The 18,415-nt window shown below is 60.1% G+C and carries 15 protein-coding genes; 4 read left to right on the top strand and 11 right to left on the bottom strand.

What is annotated here, in order from left to right:
• Positions 1–25: 25 nt before the first annotated feature.
• Both BGE01nite_RS12050 and BGE01nite_RS12045 read right to left on the bottom strand, forming a co-directional pair.
• Complete coding sequence (locus BGE01nite_RS12050; RefSeq protein ID WP_146850715.1) at positions 26–256, bottom strand: hypothetical protein; 231 nt, start codon at positions 254–256, stop codon at positions 26–28.
• A 116-nt stretch (positions 257–372) separates the two neighbouring features.
• Positions 373–1,737, bottom strand: a complete 1,365-nt coding sequence (locus tag BGE01nite_RS12045; protein ID WP_218032972.1) for an AAA family ATPase — start codon at positions 1,735–1,737, stop codon at positions 373–375.
• A 79-nt stretch (positions 1,738–1,816) separates the two neighbouring features.
• On the opposite strand from BGE01nite_RS12045, the gene BGE01nite_RS12040 reads away from it, so the two are divergent.
• Positions 1,817–2,653, top strand: coding sequence for a 3-keto-disaccharide hydrolase (locus tag BGE01nite_RS12040; protein ID WP_218032971.1), 837 nt, complete (start codon positions 1,817–1,819; stop codon positions 2,651–2,653).
• A gap of 4 nt (positions 2,654–2,657) precedes the next feature.
• On the opposite strand, the gene BGE01nite_RS12035 is transcribed toward BGE01nite_RS12040, so the two are convergent.
• The 6 genes from BGE01nite_RS12035 to BGE01nite_RS12010 form a co-directional block, all read right to left on the bottom strand.
• On the bottom strand, positions 2,658–4,295 hold the full coding sequence (locus BGE01nite_RS12035) for an arylsulfatase (protein WP_146850714.1): 1,638 nt from the start codon (positions 4,293–4,295) through the stop codon (positions 2,658–2,660).
• Between the two features lie 53 nt (positions 4,296–4,348).
• Positions 4,349–6,466 (bottom strand): redoxin domain-containing protein, encoded by a 2,118-nt coding sequence (locus BGE01nite_RS12030; RefSeq protein WP_146850713.1) that lies wholly within the window; start codon positions 6,464–6,466, stop codon positions 4,349–4,351.
• 66 nt (positions 6,467–6,532) lie between these two features.
• Positions 6,533–8,020, bottom strand: a complete 1,488-nt coding sequence (locus tag BGE01nite_RS12025; protein WP_146850712.1) for a sulfatase — start codon at positions 8,018–8,020, stop codon at positions 6,533–6,535.
• Between the two features lie 72 nt (positions 8,021–8,092).
• The gene (locus tag BGE01nite_RS12020; RefSeq protein ID WP_146850711.1) at positions 8,093–8,278 is read right to left on the bottom strand and encodes a zinc ribbon domain-containing protein; all 186 of its coding nucleotides are present in this window, start codon (positions 8,276–8,278) and stop codon (positions 8,093–8,095) included.
• Entirely contained in the window at positions 8,275–9,672 is a 1,398-nt protein-coding gene (locus tag BGE01nite_RS12015) for a protein kinase domain-containing protein (RefSeq protein ID WP_146850710.1), read from the bottom strand. Before BGE01nite_RS12015 ends, BGE01nite_RS12020 begins: the two co-directional genes overlap by 4 nt.
• 126 nt (positions 9,673–9,798) lie before the next feature.
• Positions 9,799–10,320, bottom strand: coding sequence for a GtrA family protein (locus BGE01nite_RS12010; protein ID WP_146850709.1), 522 nt, complete (start codon positions 10,318–10,320; stop codon positions 9,799–9,801).
• A 180-nt stretch (positions 10,321–10,500) separates the two neighbouring features.
• Between BGE01nite_RS12010 and BGE01nite_RS12005 the strand changes: the two genes are divergently transcribed.
• Positions 10,501–12,693, top strand: coding sequence for a DUF1549 domain-containing protein (locus tag BGE01nite_RS12005; RefSeq protein ID WP_146850708.1), 2,193 nt, complete (start codon positions 10,501–10,503; stop codon positions 12,691–12,693).
• 58 nt (positions 12,694–12,751) lie between these two features.
• Complete coding sequence (locus tag BGE01nite_RS12000; protein ID WP_146850707.1) at positions 12,752–14,056, top strand: DUF1501 domain-containing protein; 1,305 nt, start codon at positions 12,752–12,754, stop codon at positions 14,054–14,056.
• Between the two features lie 158 nt (positions 14,057–14,214).
• Here the strand turns inward: BGE01nite_RS12000 and hemA are convergent, their stop codons facing one another.
• Both hemA and ccsA read right to left on the bottom strand, forming a co-directional pair.
• Complete coding sequence (gene hemA / locus BGE01nite_RS11995) at positions 14,215–15,255, bottom strand: glutamyl-tRNA reductase (protein ID WP_146850706.1); 1,041 nt, start codon at positions 15,253–15,255, stop codon at positions 14,215–14,217.
• Positions 15,248–16,030 carry a cytochrome c biogenesis protein CcsA gene (gene ccsA / locus BGE01nite_RS11990; protein ID WP_146850705.1) on the bottom strand — a complete coding sequence of 261 codons (783 nt, stop codon included), beginning with the start codon at positions 16,028–16,030 and terminating at the stop codon, positions 15,248–15,250. Before ccsA ends, hemA begins: the two co-directional genes overlap by 8 nt.
• A gap of 121 nt (positions 16,031–16,151) precedes the next feature.
• Here ccsA and BGE01nite_RS11985 point away from each other — a divergent pair, with 121 nt between their 5' ends.
• On the top strand, positions 16,152–16,640 hold the full coding sequence (locus BGE01nite_RS11985) for an 8-oxo-dGTP diphosphatase (RefSeq protein WP_146850704.1): 489 nt from the start codon (positions 16,152–16,154) through the stop codon (positions 16,638–16,640).
• Positions 16,641–16,674: 34 nt separating this feature from the next.
• Here the strand turns inward: BGE01nite_RS11985 and BGE01nite_RS11980 are convergent, their stop codons facing one another.
• On the bottom strand, positions 16,675–18,141 hold the full coding sequence (locus BGE01nite_RS11980) for a sulfatase-like hydrolase/transferase (protein ID WP_170266744.1): 1,467 nt from the start codon (positions 18,139–18,141) through the stop codon (positions 16,675–16,677).
• Positions 18,142–18,415 lie beyond the last annotated feature (274 nt).

Raw genomic sequence — 18,415 nt, 5'->3', positions numbered from 1 at the left:
TGCTCCGTAGTTTGGGTGTCGCCTGTCATGCCAAATGGCGACGTGAAAAGTGACAGATAAAGGCTTCGTGACTGATCTCGAGTGAGGGATCTTTTTCCAGCTCAGTCTCACGCTCATCGAGCACGCCCTCCAGCGTGCCGTTAGCCTCAGTGGTCAAGGAGTGAACGGACTCCCAAAGATTGGATGCTAATCGACGGCGATCCTCCGGACCAAGCTGCATCGCTGAGGACATCACGGATTCATAGGTCACGATCATGTCTTAAAGTCATTCTTTCCAAGACCGGGTCAATCAGAGCCTTGAGCATCATTCCTCAGTCCTCTTCCCTTTGCCCCTGCCCTTCTTCTTTGCGCCGCCTTCCTTGGGATAGGGCCCTATTCCGTCGCAGCACCGCCAAGCAGCTTTGCATTCAGGCTTCCGCCGCTGAAGAGCATCTCATCCAGAGCAGATTCGACATCCTGAAGGTTGAGCTTGCGGCTGCGATCCTGACGCAGCATGACCTGGGCGGCGCGGCGCATGAGCTCCTTGATGAAGGCCGCGCTGGCTCTTGAAGTTTTCCGCACAATCACGGAGACGACATCGTCAGGGATCTGCAGACTGCCCGCATAAAGTTTGACCAGCTTTCGCCTGCCTTCCTCATCAGGCAGGGGAAACTCGATCGCTTGATCGATGCGTCCCGGGCGGGAGGCGAGGGCAGACTCGAGATCCTCGGGGCGGTTAGTGGTCAGCACAAAGAGCAGCGCGGCATCCTCTCGGAGCCCGTCCATTTCGTTGAGCAGTTTGTTCAGCAAACCCTCCTCACAGGGATTGCGCATGGAGGTGCGTGTGCGGGCGATGAGGTCCACGTCCTCCAGCACGATCATGGCAGGCTGCATCAGCCTGGCCAGTTGCATGTACTCATCCAGCATGCCCACCTGCTCGGCCGTGATGAGAAGCGTGGTGTGCTCCGCGAGCTGGCTGGCGAGGTAGTGAATCGTGTGCGTCTTGCCCGTGCCAGGTGGTCCGTAAAACAACAGACCTTTTTTGATGCTCATGCCCAGGGATTTCAGGCGGTCACGCTTTTGGATAAACTCCGTCACGTTCTGCTCCAGTAGTTTCAGGGTTGGCGCAGGGAGGATCACCTCGTCACGCGCCACACTGCGCAGTTTGTGTACACGCACGCTTCCCACCTTGCCAGAGTAGTCATCGCTCTTCTGCAGGGAGATGACCTTCCCCCGGTAGGAGCGTGCCTGGTTGATGGCCTGCTCGAGCTGCGAGAGGATCTCGATGCCCGGTTTCCGTGAGGCATCCTTGCCCGGCATCTCCGCCACCTCCACCTGCCAGCCAGTGATCTGACCATGACCTAACACTGGCGTTAGCAAGAGAGCGATCTTTCGGCGGCCTTGATCACAGAGCCAGACAGTGGATTTCAGGCAGACCACAGGCACGGCCTCGCCCACATCCACGTCCTCGTGTTCCAGCGGTCCTAGAATGGCAGCCCGGTCACGGTCCATGGACAGCATGCTGAAGGTGAAGGTCTGGTAGGCATAACCGGCCTGGATGCCTGACTGATGCCGGACCACGCAATGCTCGCTGATCAGGTCTTCCAAAGCCTGCTGGAGGTCCACCCGGGCCGTGACGGGAAACATGCGCGCATTCGTCATGAGGCGATGCAGCTCAGGCTGGCGGAAATGCTTTCTCAAAGTGGCGGCCACGCTGATAACCGTGGGTTTGCGCCGAGATGGGGAGCTCTTTTTCATCCCAGTCAGAATGATCAAGCCGCCTGATTTTAGCCAGACTCATTTTATCCTTTCGGCCTTGTGGGGCGCTTCATGAACCATGCAGGTTCTGATTGGAAAGATGGCGCATCACGGCAAGATGCCCACTATGACCAACCTTTCCCGCCTTGCCGTGCTCGCCCTTTGGAGTGTGCTCACAGCCTCTGCCGCCGCTGAGGAAGAAAAGTGGATTTCACTCTTCAATGGCAAGGATTTGAGTGGCTGGACGATCAAGATCGCCAAGCACCCGTTGGGAGAGAATTTTGCAAACACCTTCCGTGTTGAGGAAGGTATCCTGAAGGTGAGCTACGATGGCTACGAGAAGTTCGATCAGCAGTATGGGCACCTCTTCACCAACCTCGCCTACTCGCATTATGTCCTGCGGATGGAGTATCGCTTCACCGGCAGGATGATGGCGGATGCGCCGAAGTATGTGAACCTCAACAGTGGCGTGATGCTGCATGCGCAGCCGCCGCAGAGCATGCGCTTTGATCAGGGTTTCCCATCAAGCCTGGAAATGCAGTTTCTGGCGGATGAAGGCAAAGGCGCGAGGCCCACGGGCAATCTGTGCACGCCGGGCACGCATGTCGAGATGGCAGGCGAGCTCTTCACCAAGCACATCGCCAAATCGAGCTCATCCACTTTTCCTGCGGAGGAATGGGTGCGTGCAGAGGTGGAGGTGCGCGGCCATGACGAGATCATTCACCGCATCAATGGAGTCGAGGTGCTGCGCTATCAGCGCCCGGTGCTGGATCCGGCATGCACCATCGCTCCGGCGAAGGATATCACGGATGCGGGTGGCGATGTGAAGCTGGGTTATGGCCACATCGCACTTCAGGCGGAGGGCCAGCCCGTGTGGTTCCGGAAGATCGAGCTGATGTCGTTGGAGAAGAAGTGATTGGTTAGTTAGCCTTGGCTTTCTTCTTCTTGGCACCATCGGCGCGGATCTCATCGCCCCAGTCATTGCGGACCTGGCCGATCCATTCATCGACATAGGTCGTGGCGGCCCAATCTTCCCATTGGCGGATGAGGTGTTGGCTCATGGCGGGGAATTTGGTGATGATGTCATTCTGCTCGGTGCGGTCTTCGTCGATGTTGTAGAGCTCCCATGGCCCTTTGAACTTCTTCACCAGCTTCCAGGGACCGGTGCGTGCGGCGCGATTGCCCTCATGCATCCAGAAGATGGGCTTCACGCGGTGCAGCGGCTCTCCGAGGATGGCAGGCATGAGGGAAAGACCTTCGGCAGGCAGGATGGCATGACCTTTGAATTCGGAGGGATAGATGGCGCCGCTGACATCACAGGCTGTGGTCATGATATCAATGAGATGCGAGGGCTGATGCTCGAGCTTGCCGTGGCGTGCGGCAGGAATGCCGGCTGGCCAGTGCGCGATGAGCGGTGAGGAGATGCCGCCTTCATGCGTGAAGTGCTTGTAGCGACGGAAGGGTGTGTTGTTCAGCGTGGCCCAGGTCATGCCGAGGAAGACATGGCTCTCGGGGCCGCCCAGAGGTTCACCCTCGCTGATGCCTCGTGGACCGCCTTCGGCATTGCCACCGTTGTCGGACATGAAAAGGATCAGCGTGTTCCCATACATGCCGCGCTCCTTGAGGCCAGCAATCATGCGGCCGACGCTCTGGTCCACGCAGTCGAGCATGGCCGCGTAGATGGCCATGAGATGATCATAGCGGTCCTTGTCCTCCTCACTCAGAGAATCCCAGGCAGGCACATCTTTCGGACGAGGTGACAGCGGCCATTTGGCATCCACAATGCCTAACTCAATTTGCTTCTGATGACGTGCCTCGCGCAGTTTGTCCCAGCCCATCTTGTATTTGCCACGATACTTCGCGATCACGTCCTGCGGAGCCTTCAGCGGGAAGTGTGGCGCACCATGTGCGAAGTATTGGAAGAAGGGTTTCCCACTGGCCTTCGCATCATCCAGGAACTTCAGCGCCCAGTCGGTGAACATGAAGGTCGAGTACCATTCGCCGCTGCCGACTTCCGGTGAATCTGCCGCGACTTTGCGACCATCCAGATAGACCCACTTGCACGCATCCTTGCTGCGCTCCTTCGGGAAATAGAGCTCGCCAAACTGGGTCGTCGCTGTGCGCTGAAAGCCGCGCTCCCACGGCACGCTGCCGTTCTGCTGGCCGAGGTGCCATTTGCCGACGACGGAGGTGTGGTAACCTGCGCCGCCAAGCACCTCGGCCATGGTCACGCAGCGATCCTCGAGCTTCGCATGTGTGCCTTTGGACTCGGGCAGTTTCAATCCATCCAGATAACCCATGCCCGCCTGATGCGGATAGAGGCCTGTCATCAACGAAGCCCGTGTGGTGCTGCAGCGGGCCGTGTTATAAAACTGCGTGAAGCGTACGCCACCTTGCGCCAGCGCATCCAGATTCGGTGTGGGGATCTCACTGCCATAGCAGCCGAGATCCGAGAAGCCCATGTCATCCACCAGGATGACGAGGACGTTTGGACGGTCAGCGGCAGGGAGGGAAAGGGTGAGGGCCAGGAGAAGGCAGGCGATCGGCAAGAAGTTCATGTGAGATGCAACGTCTTACGTTCCGCAGCATTGCAAACGAAGCGCTCATCCACCTATCGAGTTTCCACTTGAGCGGGGGTTTTTGCCTCCAGCTTCAGGAGGAGTTTCAGCACGCTGCTCGCGGGGATGGCCTCATGCAGGTTCATGGCGGTGGGGGCATCGGACTCAGCATCCGGCTTTGCCCCTGGGAGAGCCCTGATGCGTGAGACATGACCGATGGCGTTGCCTTGTGCATCGAGCACAGCGGAGCCGCTGCTGCCCTGGGCCCAGTCCGTGCTGACATGAAGGCGCCTGCCTTTGCGGCCATTGCTTGTGGCAGGATCAAGATCAAAGGCGCGGTTGACGATGCCGGTGCTGAAGTAGTCACGCACGCCGCGCGGGTCACTGAGGCAGAAGACGCTGTCACCCACCTGCACATCATCCAGGATCGCGAGAGGCTTCAAATCACTCACGCCTGTGCGGAGAATGACGACGTCATCGTCTGGATTTGCGGCGATCACGGTGAGGTCGGGCAGGATCTCATCCTCACCCCGGACGATCACAGGATGCCCGTGACCATCCTTCATGTTAGGTGGGGCATCCATGACGTGGTGCGCGGTCACGACTGCGTCGTTGGAGATGGCATAGCCGCCAGCCAGTGTGGTGTGCCAGCGGCTGCATTTGGTGCATTGATAGAGCCAGCCGACGCGCACATGCGCTGCCTGGGCCCGGGCGGCGATTTGTCGGCCGGTCAGAGTCTCGGTTGAAGGCTTGGCTGGAGTGATCTTCGCTGGAGTCGGAGTTTTGAGCGCATCGAGAAAGGCAGCGGCTTTCGGCAGCTTGCCCTGGCTCGTCATCTCACGTGCCTTGGTCACAAGCGGGCTCTCTGGCTCTGGTTTTTCCGGAGCTGCAGTCTTTGCCGTTTTCTTGGGGATCTCATGTGGGGCAGGGGCCGCTTTGCCGAGACTGGCGATGGCGCGCTCAACGGTCTCACGAAGCCTGGCTCCACGCAGCTCGTTTTCGGCGGCAATGAGGTTGCCGGTATTGCCATCCACCAAGAAACAGGCGGGAATGCCGCGCACGCCATACATCTGCACCAGCCGCGCATCCCAGCCCTGGCCATCAGCGATCTGCGGCCAGACCATGCCCTTGTCTTCCGTGAACTTGGCGAGCTTGGGCAGCGTGCGCTCATCATCCAGGCTCACGCCGAGCACGTCGAAACCCTTGCCATGAAACTCTTCGTAAACTTTGGTTAGGTTGGGAAGCTCGGCGATGCAGGGGCCGCACCAGGTGGCCCAGAAGTCGAGCATGACAATGCGGCCTTTGTAGTCCTGCGGGAACTTCACGGGCTTGCCCGTGGTGGTCTTGTCTTCAAAGTCACTGACCTGAACGCCGCTCTTCATGGCCTTGGGCACGGCTTTCTCCGCGACGACCTTGTCTGACTTCACGATCTGAAAGGCGCCGCCCTCGGGCTTCAATCCCGCGATCTCATAAGTCGTGCCGCCGATGTTGAAGGGCTCGTTCACGGAAAAGCGTTCGGATCTGGAGTCGAACTTGCCATCATCATTGAGGTCGAGTCCGATGACGGCATCGCTTCCTGGACCACTGAAGAGGCCGCGAGCGGAGTCATCCGTCATCACGGCGCTGTAGGTCTTCTCACCGATCTGTGCCTTGCCGGAAAGGCCGAAGTCCCGGTAGTAGAGAAGGGTGTTTTTCAGGGAGGGACGTTTGGGATCGTTCGGGTCGAAACGATACATCTGCAGGGTGTAGTCGCGAGGCTGCTCGCCGGCGGGAAGCCTCACCTGGGCCTTGCCGGAGTAGGTGGTCAGCGGCTGGTCACCAGAGCCGCTTCTGCGCGCCGTCCACTCACAGGCAGGATCATCCGTCAGATCGCCATTGTGATTGGCATCCACCCAAAGCCGTTGCTCGCCGGAGGAAGCGGTGTCGATCAGGAGAACGACCTTCTTTTCCTGGTCCTGAGGACCGAAAGGGAGGTTGCCGAATTGCGGTGAGGAGAGGTCTTCAGGCAGGCGGGTGACATTCGCCGGCTTCTCGGTAGAGAGCGCGGCGCGGATGGGCTTGTAGTAACCCATCTTGGAGCTGAAGCCCTGGGATTGCCAGTCGAGCTGGATGTCTTCAGCGCTGAGCAATGCGGGCACGACAAGGCAGAAGGTGGTCAGGATCGTCTTCATGGCGGCAGGGTGAATTATGAAATCCAACGACGGCTGTGACGATTCTTTTCTTCTCCCACTGTCTTGTTAGCGCGTTGGCCGTGCTTCGGGATGCCTCGCCAAAATGCCACGAAGTTGGTTAACCACCTCCGGTTGCTCGGCGGCAAGATTGCGAGTTTCATGGGGATCGCGCTCGTAGTCGTAGAGCTCGATCACGGCACTCTCTGGTGGCGCACCGACCTGCTTCCATTCCACAAGCCGGTAGCGCTCCGTGCGGATGGCGCGGCCGAGCTTTTCCTTGGGGTAGCAGTGATAGGCGTGATCACGCACACGTGCCGCAGGATCCTTGAGCACGGGCACCAGGCTCAGGCCATCGACAGGCTGGGGTCCGCGGGGGGCAGGCAATCCGGCGAGCTCGGCGAGCGTGGGGAAGACGTCCACACTCTCCGCGAGCTGCCGTGTGCTGCTGCCAGGCTTCGCGATCCCTGGAGCGATGACGAGCAGGGGGATGCGGTTCGCCTGCTCATAGTTCGTGTGCTTGGTCCAGATGCCGAGGTCTCCCAGGTGGAAGCCATGATCTCCCCAGAGCACGATGATCGTGTCCTTCGCGAGATCCAGGCGGTCAAGCTCATCAAGCACGCGACCGATCTGTGCATCGACATAACTGGTGGCGGCATAGTAGCCGTGGATGAGCTGGCGTTTGAGCTCGGGTGAGAACTCAGCGTCTCCCTTCTCCGGCACAGGTTTGTAGGCGACGATCTCGCCACCGCGTTTTTGCGCGACCTTCGGCGAGCCTGCGGGCAGCTCTTCAAAGGCCGGCATCGGCAGCTTGGACGGATCATGCATGTCCCAGTATTTCTTCGGCGCACAGAAGGGCAGGTGAGGTCTCACAAAGCCTGTGGCGATGAAGAAGGGCGTGCCGTCCTTTTGCCGGCGTTTCTGCGCTTCTTGAAGTCTTTTGACAGCTTCAGATGCCACACGTCCATCCGCGTAGTCGTCGTCCTTGGCATCAGGAAATTCGAAAGCGGCACCCCGTGGCAGCTTGGGGATTTGATCAAGCTTTTGGTTAGTGAAAAGAGCTTCTTCGCGGGTGAGCTGGCCGCCGTCTGTGCTCGCGGGATCGAGGTATTCGATGACCTTGTCCTTATAAGGCTCGGTGTTGAAGGACTGCGGATCGCCCTCATTGCCATGGCCGGTATGGAAGATCTTGCCCACGGACTCGGTGCGGTAGCCGCCATGCTTGGCGAAGTGCTGCGGCAGGGTCACGGCCTCTGGCCACTGCTGGCGCAAACGGCTGCCGAGGTGATACAGCCCCGTCGAGCTCGAGTGTGCGCCGAGCATGAGGGTGAAGCGCGAGGGCGCGCAGACTGCCTGGTTGCAGTAGGCGAGGTCAAAGCGCATGCCGCGTGAGGCCAGGCGGTCGATGTTCGGGGTCTTTGCGGCGCTGTCACCATAGCAGCCGAGCGCGGGCTTGAGGTCGTCGACTAAAATCAGCAAGACGTTGGGAGGCGCTGACATGCCTGCCTGCGTGAGGAGGAGGCATGACAGGAGGCAGGAGATGACAGTGCGGCGCATGAACTGATGAAACGTTTGGGATGGTGCTTCATGACCGGTTGAACCGCTCATGCACCTATTCGATCTGCACCCTCAATCTCCCAAGCCATAGGCGCTGCCGATGATCTCGCCGTCTTCTTCCTCAAAGTAGATGCGCATGGGGCGGCAGCAGACCTCGCAGTCGTAGTCCACATCACAGGGCACCTCGGTGAAGTGCGGGGCGGGCACCTCGAACTCCTCAAAGCAGGCGGGGCAGGTGACGGGAGTGGTGGCGGTCATGCGGTGGTTTGACCAAGGCGCTGTCGGCGGCGTTCGACCACGAGCTTCACCAGGCGCACGAGGTCTTCGCTGTCATAGGGCTTTGGCAGCACATCGGCGAAACCATGGGCGCTGGGCTGGAGCATGGCGGGATCCGAGCGGTTGCCGCTGGAGACGATGGCATCCACCTGAGGATCGGTTTGACGAAGCAACTGCATGGCCCGCGCGCCGCCCATGCCGAGCGGAATGGTGAGGTCGATGAGCACGAGGTCAAAGGGTCGCTTCGCCAGCAAGGCCTCGCTGTAGGCTTTCACGGTGTCGCTGCCGTCCGAGGTCTCGACGATCTCGTAGCCTTCCTTCTTCAGCGTGCGGCTCATCAGGTTCCGCAGCAGCACGTCATCTTCCAGGACCAGGATCCGGCCCGCAAAAGGCTTGGCGACAGAGGCCGGACGGTTGGCAGGGCTGGCGGTTTGAGGAACCTGAGAGAAAGGGGCTGGCACTGCTGGGGCGGGAGCCGCAGGAGCGACAAGAATAGCCAAAAGTTCGTTCTTGAACTCCTCCGCGGACTGCTGGCGCTGCTCGCGCTCGGGCTTCAAGGCGCGGAGAATGACCGCATCGATGCGTGTGTCACAGCCGCTGATGGCCGAGGGCGGGTGCCAGGAGCCGCGCGGCAGCAGGCCGGTGAGGATCTGGTAAAAGACCACGCCCAGGGCATAGATATCCGCGCGCGGGTCGATCTCCGCCTTGGAGTCGTATTGCTCCGGAGCGGCATAGTCCGGCGTGCCCATAGCCATGTTCGTCTGCGTGAGCATGGTCAGCTGGGAGTCGAAACGCTTCGCGAGGCCGAAATCGGCGACCTTGATACGGCCGTCTTCCGCCAGGAGGATGTTCGCGGGCTTGATGTCCCGGTGCACGATGCCCTGAGAGTGCGCGTAGGTGAGCGCATCGCTGACCTTGACCATGATGTCGATGGCTTTCAGCGGCGGGGTGGTGCCATGGCAGATGCTTTGATGCAGGTCGATGCCCTGGATGAACTCCATCACGTAGTAGAGATACTCTCCCACGATGCCGAAATCATAGACGCTGACGATGTTAGGGTGGTTCATCTGCGCCATCGCCTGGGCCTCGCGGCGAAAGCGCTCTGCATAGGCGTAGTCCGTGCCGTGATGCTGGTGGAGGATCTTGATGGCAATGGCGCGGCCTAGCTGCAAGTGCCGCCCCCGGTACACCGCGCCCATGCCGCCCAGGCCGATCTGCAGGTCGAGCTGGTAGACGCCGCCGGGCATCATCTGGGTCAGTTCCTGGGGCGTGGGGTAGCTCTGGTTCGGTGACCAGCCTGGCACTCCTTCAGAGGCAGACGGCACCCGCGGGGGCGGTGTGGGGGCTCGTTTGCCGAAGGAGAAAAGGCGTTTCATGGGCACTTCAGAGGCGCAAAATCAGGAAATCTGAGGCGCAGAATGTCCTGGAGAGCCGCCTGGGCGCAAGTCTTCTCTCTCGGACCTGTGAAATGTCAGGAAGCGCACTGCTTTCGCCGGGCTGTTTCAGCCTTTGAAGATGACGAACTTCCGGCAGAGGAAGTTCACCATCACGGAGGTAAGCACGAAGCCTAGCTGGGAGAAGGTGGAGGAGAAGCCGCAGCCCTCCGCGAGCCATTTCACCACAAAGGCCCCAGGGAAGAAGCCGATGGCGCTGACGATCCAGAAGAGAACCAGCTCGGTCATCTTGCTGTGCCGCCCAGGAGTGAAGACAAAGAGGATGTTCAGCCAGTAGGCCACCAGGGTGCCGAAGGGCCAGGCGATGGCGTTGTTCAGCACCAGATTGTAGCTACGGAGCTCGTCCGTGATGGGCAGGCCGTCCACCAACATGCCTTTTCCCGCTGGGAAGACGCTGAGTGAGAGGGCCAGCATGATGCCATTGTGCGTCAAAGCCGCTGCCACGCCGCACATCCCGTATTTGAAGAACTGCAGCAGAGGGTGGGCATCCCGCTGGAGCAGGGCCCGCCAGACGGTCGGCAGGTCGTTTTCACGGTAGAAGCGCCAGGCGTTCTGAATGAGGGCGAGCATGGCCCGCCTGTGGCACAGGGGGACGTGGGCGCAAGCGTCTTTCCTGACATCCAGGGTTTCCAGGGGCTTTGATCGCGAAAGAAGTATGGTTTTTCAAAAATAGCTTTTTTTTCCTAATGCCCCGCCGTCCGGCCCGTTCTGGGAGGCGGAACTTAGTTTCTCCCTCCTCCACCCACACCCATGAAGACCAAACCTACACTGCTTGCAGGCATCCTGGCCGCCAGCATGTGCCTGTCTGCCTCCGGCGCAGATCTGCGCATCTGGACGAACTCCCAGGGCCGCCAAGTCAATGCCTCCTTCGTCCGTATCGAAGGTGAAAATGTCGTCCTGAGGACGGCTGACGCCACCGAGCACCGCTTCCCGCTGGCTGTCCTGACCGCTGAGGATCAGGCGTTTGCCAAGGCCGCCAAGGCTGAAGCAGCTCCGGCCGTCTCCGCCAACATGCCAGCTGCCGAGGCTGCCAAGGTGGTGGACACCCTGGTCTACAATGGCATCATGAGTGGCAATGAAGACCGCGTGAAGAGCAATCGTGCTCCTCTGAAGGGCTTCAACCCGGTGTCCACCGACGACCACTTTGTGCGTCGTGTGTATCTCGACATCGCCGGCCGCATCCCGAACTTCGAAGAGGCTTCCACCTTCATCAAGAGCTCTGACCGCAACAAGCGCAGCAAGCTGGTCGACATGCTTCTGGAGACCGATGGCGCCAAGACCCATCTTTACAACTACTTCGCCGAGATGCTTCGCGTGAAGGACGACTTCGAGCAGGACAACGTGCGTGGCACACCTTACATCGGCTGGCTCAAGGAGCAGATCGCCAAGAACCGTCCCTGGAATGAGATGGTCTATGACATGATCACCGCCACCGGCAAGATGTGGGACAAGAAGCCTGATGGCACCTACAATGGCGCTGCTGGCTACCTCCTCCGCGACAGCGGCATGCCTCTGGACAACCTGGCCAACACGCTGACGGTCTTCATCGGCACCGACGTGGCCTGTGCCCAGTGCCATGACCACCCCTTCGCTGACTGGACCCAGCGCCAGTTCTATGAAATGGCCGCTTTCTTCGGGGGCACCACCACCCGCCTTGGTGGTCGTGACTTCGCCAATGGTGACCGCGGCAAGGTGCTGATGGAGGAGATCGAGAAGATGGTCGCCGCCAACCCAGAGCTCGACATCCGTCGTCTGCGCAATGGCATCCAGAACTACATCGGCGCCAATCGCGCTGCCGTGAAAGATCGCGGTGCCAGCACCCTGAAGCTCCCTCACGATTACAAATACAAGGACGGTGCCCCGAATGAAATGGTGTCGCCGAAGTTCGTGACCTGGTCCCCGACCGACACGGAAACCCCAGCCTACAAGGGTGCCACGGACGAGAATATCCGCACGAAGTTCGCTCAGTGGATGACCCATCCTGAGAACCCACGCTTTGCGATGACCATCGCCAACCGTCTGTGGAAGCGCGCCTTCGGTGCTGGCGTCAACGAGCCGGTGACCAACATCGACGATCCGAGCAACTCCACCAACCCAGAGCTTCTGAAGCATCTCGCTTCTGAAATGGTTCGCGTGAAGTTCAACCTCAAGGAGTTCATGCGCATCGTGTACAACACACGCGCTTACAACGCCGAGGTGACCTCCGAGAACATCCCGATGGGTGACAAGTACTACTTCCAGGGACCTATGCTGCGCCGCATGAGCGCTGAGCAGGCCTGGGACAGCTACATGACCATGGTGCTGGACAAGCCAGACACCTACAAGGCTCCTCTCCAGGACCTCTACGCCAAGTCCATCGACCTGAACCTCGACACTGTCGATGCCAAGACCGTCCTCATCAAATATGACGCTTTCCGCAAAATGGCTGCGAAAGAGCGCGCTCTGATGGGTGGCAGCCTGGATGACGTGGATGACATGATGATGATGGACAAAAAGACCACCCGCCCTACCACGACCAAAAAAGAGGACGTGGCTGCCACGGACGGCCCAGGCAAGATCATCTCCTATGAAGGCCTCCGCCTCATGCGCGCCGCGGAACTTCCGCAGCCCGCTCCTGGCGGTCACTTCCTGACCGACTTCGGCCAGAGCCCTCGTAACCTCATCGACGGCAGCACCAAGATCGGCAACGTTCCCCAGGTGCTCATGATGATGAACGGCAAGGCGCAGAAGATGCTGACCAGCGATGAGTCCCCCATCCTGCGCACGATTGAGAAGGTTCGTGATCCCTCTGAGAAAGTGGACGCCATGTTCCTTTCCATCCTGAGCCGCAAACCCTCGGTGAACGAGAAGGACACCGCCAAGCGCGTCCTCGGCCAGGGCGAAGGCTACGCCAACATGATCTGGGCTCTTATCAACACCCGCGAGTTCATGTTCATCCAGTAATCGCTGATCCCACCTCTTTGCTCAAACACTCAACGAACCTTCAGACTCAATTCCACCCATGAAAACCGAACTCCTCCGTCTCAATGACGCCAACCGTCGTCAGTTCATGCTGAACACGGCCAAAACCGCCCTCGGAGTGACCCTTCTTCCCGGCATTTCCGCGAAGATGGCCGCCGCTGAGGCTGTGTCCAAGTCCGGCCCGGGCACCCCCGGTTTCGGCAAGGCCAAACACGTCATCTATCTCTGGATGAACGGCGGCATGACCCACATCGACACCTTCGATCCGAAGGAAGGCGCCACGAAGGGCTTTGGCACTCCGTGCCGCGCCAAGGGTGACAACATCGTCTCCCTCGGTGGCTACCTGCCAAAGCTGGCTGCGAACGCTGACAAGCTTTCGATCATCCGCTCCATGTCCTCCAAGACTGGCGTGCATGAGGCTGGCACCTACATCATGAAGACGGGTTATGAGCCTCGCGGCACCATCGTTCACCCTGCCATGGGTGCATGGGGCACCCACTTCCTGGGCCGCATCAAGGACGTCACCCTCCCGGACAGCGTGGTCGTGAACAGCGGCAGCGCCTATCCTGGCGCCGGCTTCTTCCCGCCTGCCACCTCTCCAGTGCCGATTTCCAATCCAGAAAACGGCCTGCAGAACATCGCCCCTACGGCGAGCGACACGCAGTTCAAGAAGCGCATCGGCCTGATGGACGAGTTCGACACCAACTTCCGCAAGAAGTTCCAGACGGAAGATGTGAAGGCTTACACCGAGTTCTACGACGAGACCCTCAAGCTCATGAAGAGCGAAGACCTCAAGGCCTTCGACCTGACCCAGGAAACCGCTGAGACTCGTGAGAAGTATGGCCGCAACAACTTCGGCCAGGGCTGTCTCCTCGCCCGCCGTCTCGTTGAGAGCGGTGTGCGTTTCGTGGAAGTTCAGATGGGTGGCTGGGACATGCACAACACCATCGACAACGCGATGACCAACAACGGCAACACCCTGGACACCGCGTTCTCCGCGCTGCTTCTGGACCTCCAGTCCAAGGGTCTGCTTGAGTCCACGCTCGTCATCCTCGGTTCTGAGTTCGGCCGCACGCCGGACGTGAACGAAAACGATGGCCGTGACCACTACCCTCTCGCCTACTCCACGGTCCTCGCCGGTGGTGGTGTCAAAGGTGGTTACGCCTATGGTTCCACGGACAAAGAAGGCCGCCGTCCTGCCGACAAGCAGACCAGCCCTTCCGACTTCCTGGCCACCGTCGGTCACGCCATGGGTCTCCCTGTGGACGAAGTCGTCATGTCCCCCTCCAACCGTCCGTTCACGGTCGGCGACAAGGGCGTGCCAGTCATCGACATCTTCGCTTAATTGATTTCCCGGTTCATTCCGGTTCCACAGCACCCGGCCTGCAAAGGCCGGGTGTTTGTTTTTGGGGGGTAGAGGAAAACGTGAGTTTTCCTTCGGGTGGAGTGTGTTTTCGAGACTCCTCAGAACGGCATGCTGACGCCTGCCGCTACATCCAGACCTCAAGCCATGAAGCCGAACTTCGTGAGCTGCTCCTCGATGATCTCCTCGCAGATCGTGAGCTGCTTCTGGCGCTCCCGGCGGCCTTCGTCGGCAATGGCCTGGAGGGCATCGATATCGTAAAGATACACGCCTTCGATCTCATTGACCTGCGGGTCCACATCGCGCGGCACGGCGATGTCGATGATCAGCAGGGGCTCCCAGCGGCGTTTGCGCATCACATCGCGGACCAGCTCCGGCTTGATGACGAAATGTGGCGCGCTGGTGCTTGAGATGATGACGTCCACCTCATGCAGGGCGGCTTCCCATTCGTCGAAACGGATGGCCTTGCCACCCATCTCAGTGGCCATTTCCACCGCGCGGTCATGGCTGCGGTTGGAGACGATGATGCTGCGCGCGCCCCGTGAAAGCAGACTCTGCGCGCAGGTGCGGCTCATCTCACCCGCGCCCACAAGCATGACACGGCATTGCTTGAGGTCGTGCACCTTCTCCGCCAGATCCACGGCCACGCTGCCCACGCTGGTGGAGCCGCGCTGGATGGAGGTCTCATTGCGGACCTTCTTGCCCACGGAGAAGGCCTGCTGGAAGAGCTTGTTCAGGGTGCGGCTGGTGGTGCCGGCGCCGAGGGCAGTCTGATAGGCGGCTTTGACCTGGCCAAAGATCTCGGTTTCGCCCAGGACCATGCTGTCCAGGCCGCTGACGACGCGGAAGAGATGACGTGCAGCCTCGGCAGCGTCGAGTTTGTAAGTCACCAGGGCTTCTGCCTGCTCGGGAGCCAGCTCGAAGCGCTGGATGAGGTAGCTCACCAGGGCATCGTGGGCGGCGTGAGGCTGGTCGTGGGAGTGCGTGGCATAGAGCTCCACGCGGTTGCAGGTGCTCAGCACCACACCTTCCTCAAAGCCTGGCAGACCGCGCACCTGCTGCACGGCTTCCGGCACCTTGGATTCAGGGAAAGCCACGCGCTCCCGGACCTCCACCGGGGTGGTGCGGTAATTCAGGCCCAGACAGAGCAGCTGAGGAGATACTTGTCCTGCTTCAACCATGAGACGTCACAAGCCAGAGAGAGATGAACGGGATGACGAAACCCACGGCGGCCAGCCAGGCCGTCTGCCGGGGGGACAGCACGTGCCGCCACATGATGAGGCCGATCACGGCATAAAGCCCCCAGACCACCCAGGCGAAGATCAGCTTGGGGTTCGAGATAGGGGTGGTGAGCTTGAAGGAGATGGCCAGGCTGGCGCTCAGCAGGATCAGGCCGAGCAGCACGAGCTTCTTGATGGCCTTCGACAGGTCCTGGATGGGTGGCAACTGGTAGAATAGGCCGTGGATGCGGTGTCGCTTTAAAAGGCGCTCCTGGAGCAGGTACATGACCCCGGTGATGCAGGCCAGGGCAAAGGCCGCATAGGCGATCAGCGCCAGCGCCGCGTGAAGCTCCACATAGGGATCAATTTTGGCCTTCAGGCTGTAGTCCGGAAAGGCATTGGGCACCACGAAGGCCAGCCCGTGCAGGAGTGTGACCACGGGCGCGGTGAAGATGCCGAGCAGGGACACATGGTAGGTCGGCCCCACCAGGAAGTAGAGCAGCACCACGCTCCAGGCGATGAAGACCAGCACGTCTGAGAGGCTCTTCATGGGGCACTGCCTCACAGCCTCCCCGCGGAGGTAGACGGCCCCGGTTTGCAGCGCGAAGCCGATGAGCATGGGGATCCACTGGCGCGTCGTGCGCCAGTGCCCGCTGAGGAGCGCGCGCGCGGCAGGCACCACGGCCGCGAGGAAGGCGGCGGTGGCCAGCAAAAGCAGTTGGCGGTCAGGTGGCATGGCGGATGAGGAATTACGGAGAACCAACGCTGCTGGCAACTGAGATCACACCTCATCTAGCCTGTTCGCAGCTCTTTGAGGGCTTTCTTGACTCACCGCCAACCCCACTCCACCTGCCTCCATGACTCCTCCCGACTGGCAAAACTGGAAGCCTGGCGTGCTCGCCACGCTGATGTTCATCGTCGATGAGGCTGCAGGCAGAGTGCTGCTGATCCGCAAAAAGCGCGGTCTTGGAGCCGGGAAGATCAATGGCCCGGGCGGAAAGATCGACCCCGGTGAAACCAGCGAGCACTGCGCCGTCCGGGAAACCCAGGAAGAGCTGGGGGTGACGGCCCTGGACCCGGTGAAGCATGGTGAGTTGTGGTTCCAGTTCGTGGACGGACTGGCCCTGCATGTGGATGTCTACCGCGCCACCCGCTGGGAAGGCGAGCCCACTGAAACGCCAGAGGCCATCCCGCTCTGGACCTCATTAAAAGAGCTGCCTTTCGAGGAAATGTGGGCGGACGACCGCTTTTGGTTAGGTGAGGTCTTGATCGACCAAAAGAACTTCACCGGCCGCTTCCTCTTCGATGACGACACCATGCTCACGCATGAGATGGAGTGGCATTGAAGCCGCCTTCATCATATGAAGTGGGGGTTAGCGTTCAGTTCGGCTGCTGCTTGAGCAGAGGAAAAAAGTCAATGTAGTGCCCTCTATCGAAGCCGGACTGAGTGGCACGAAGTTCCTTCGCCGCCTTTCGCCGCATCTCTTCGACCAGCGTTCGGTGTTCGGTATCGGCGAGATTAACCAATTCTTCGGGATCGTCGGCAAGGTTATAGATCTCCTCTTCATTCGCCTCGCCACAGTAGCCGATATACTTGTAGTCCCCGGTGCGGATCATGGCCCAGTCACGCATGGCTTCCTCGCCTTTGGCGCCGCGCGCGATCAAGCGCTCCGTCCTTGCCACTCCCTGAGGAATGCTCTGGCCCATGTTGTTCTGCACATTCGTCGTCAGCATGGCCTCACGGGACAGTCGCTGGGCGGGATCTTTGAGCAGTGGCAGGAGACTCATGCCATCCATGGTCTTCAGCGGCTCCAGCCCGAAGATGTCCAGCAGTGTCCGCACCACATCCGGACCATTGACGGGCTCCTCGCTGACCTGATCCTGCGCGAAATGCCCGGGCCAGCTAAAGATCAGCGGTGAGCGCAGCGCGGCATCATAGGGCGCGTCCTTCTTGTGGACGAGGCCGTGCTGGCCATACGCGATGCCTTGGTCCGATGCAAAGATCACCACCGTGTTTTCGAGCTGGTTCGTCGTTTTGAGTGCCTGCATGAGACGTCCCACACTCTCATCGATCGCCATCACGCATTCGTGATACCGCCTGATCGCGTCTTGGACTCTCGTCCAGGACCGTTCGGGCAGATCCCGGATGTAGGCGGGCTTGCCGGCACGCTGCCTCATGCTGGCTGGTTCGGGAATGTCATCCACAGAACCGAGGGCGCCCTTATGCCGATCCGCAGGTTCCGTCGGCATGTGAACGCCGGTGTAGCACAGCCACAGATACCACGGCCTGGGATCCTTCGGCTGCTCCTTCAGGAAGTCGATCGCCAGATCCGTGTAGCGGTCCACGCTGTAGCCATCGTCGTCCTTGGGCGGCGCTCCATTGAAGCTCATGGGGTGGTGGTAGTAGCTTCCTCCCATGTCCTTGGACCAGTGAATGGCGCTGTCCCAGTCGATGCCCACAGCCGGTGGACGCGAGGTGATGTGCCACTTGCCAATCATGCCCGTGCGGTATCCGCTCTCCCGCAGACGCTGAGGCCAGAAGGGATGATCCTGGATCTCCTTCTCCAGCGCCGCCCCCTTCAGCTCCGCGCCTTGAAACAGGCCGCGCGAAGCATGAGGCAGATTGCCGGTGAGCATGCTGATGCGAGCAGGCATGCAATACGCGGCCATGTAGACGCTATGAAACCGCACTCCCGTCTTCGCCAGGGCGTCGATGTTCGGCGTTTTCACCCAAGGATAAGCGTCGCGGGAGTAACAGCCCAAGGTGCGCACGCTCTGGTCATCCGTGAAAATGTAAAGAACGTTAGGCCGCTTGGTTGAGACATCTTCCGCTTGAGCCGCATGCAAGCAGTGCAGGGCCGTGAGCGCTGCGAGGCATAGTGTGAAAAGTCTGTTCGCGGGTGTGATCACCCGGAATGAGGGAACCCCCTGGTTCCCTATGAGTTGGGGCACAAATTCGGCGGATAGAGCGTAAGATTCCAGGTCAGGCATTCGGATATCTTCCACAATGCCACGCTGAATATGACGAAAAAACTTCACGGGCTGGCCACCCCAGCGCAGACATCCGCGACGTTCCAGGGTGCCCATTGCACGTGGAAGGGCAGATGCGAATCGTGAGCGC

Source organism: Prosthecobacter gellanilyticus (assembly GCF_007992435.1).
GTDB lineage: Bacteria > Verrucomicrobiota > Verrucomicrobiia > Verrucomicrobiales > Verrucomicrobiaceae > Prosthecobacter > Prosthecobacter gellanilyticus.
The sequence above is the reverse complement of the archived record's forward strand: the minus strand, read 5'-3'. Positions and strand labels throughout refer to the sequence as shown.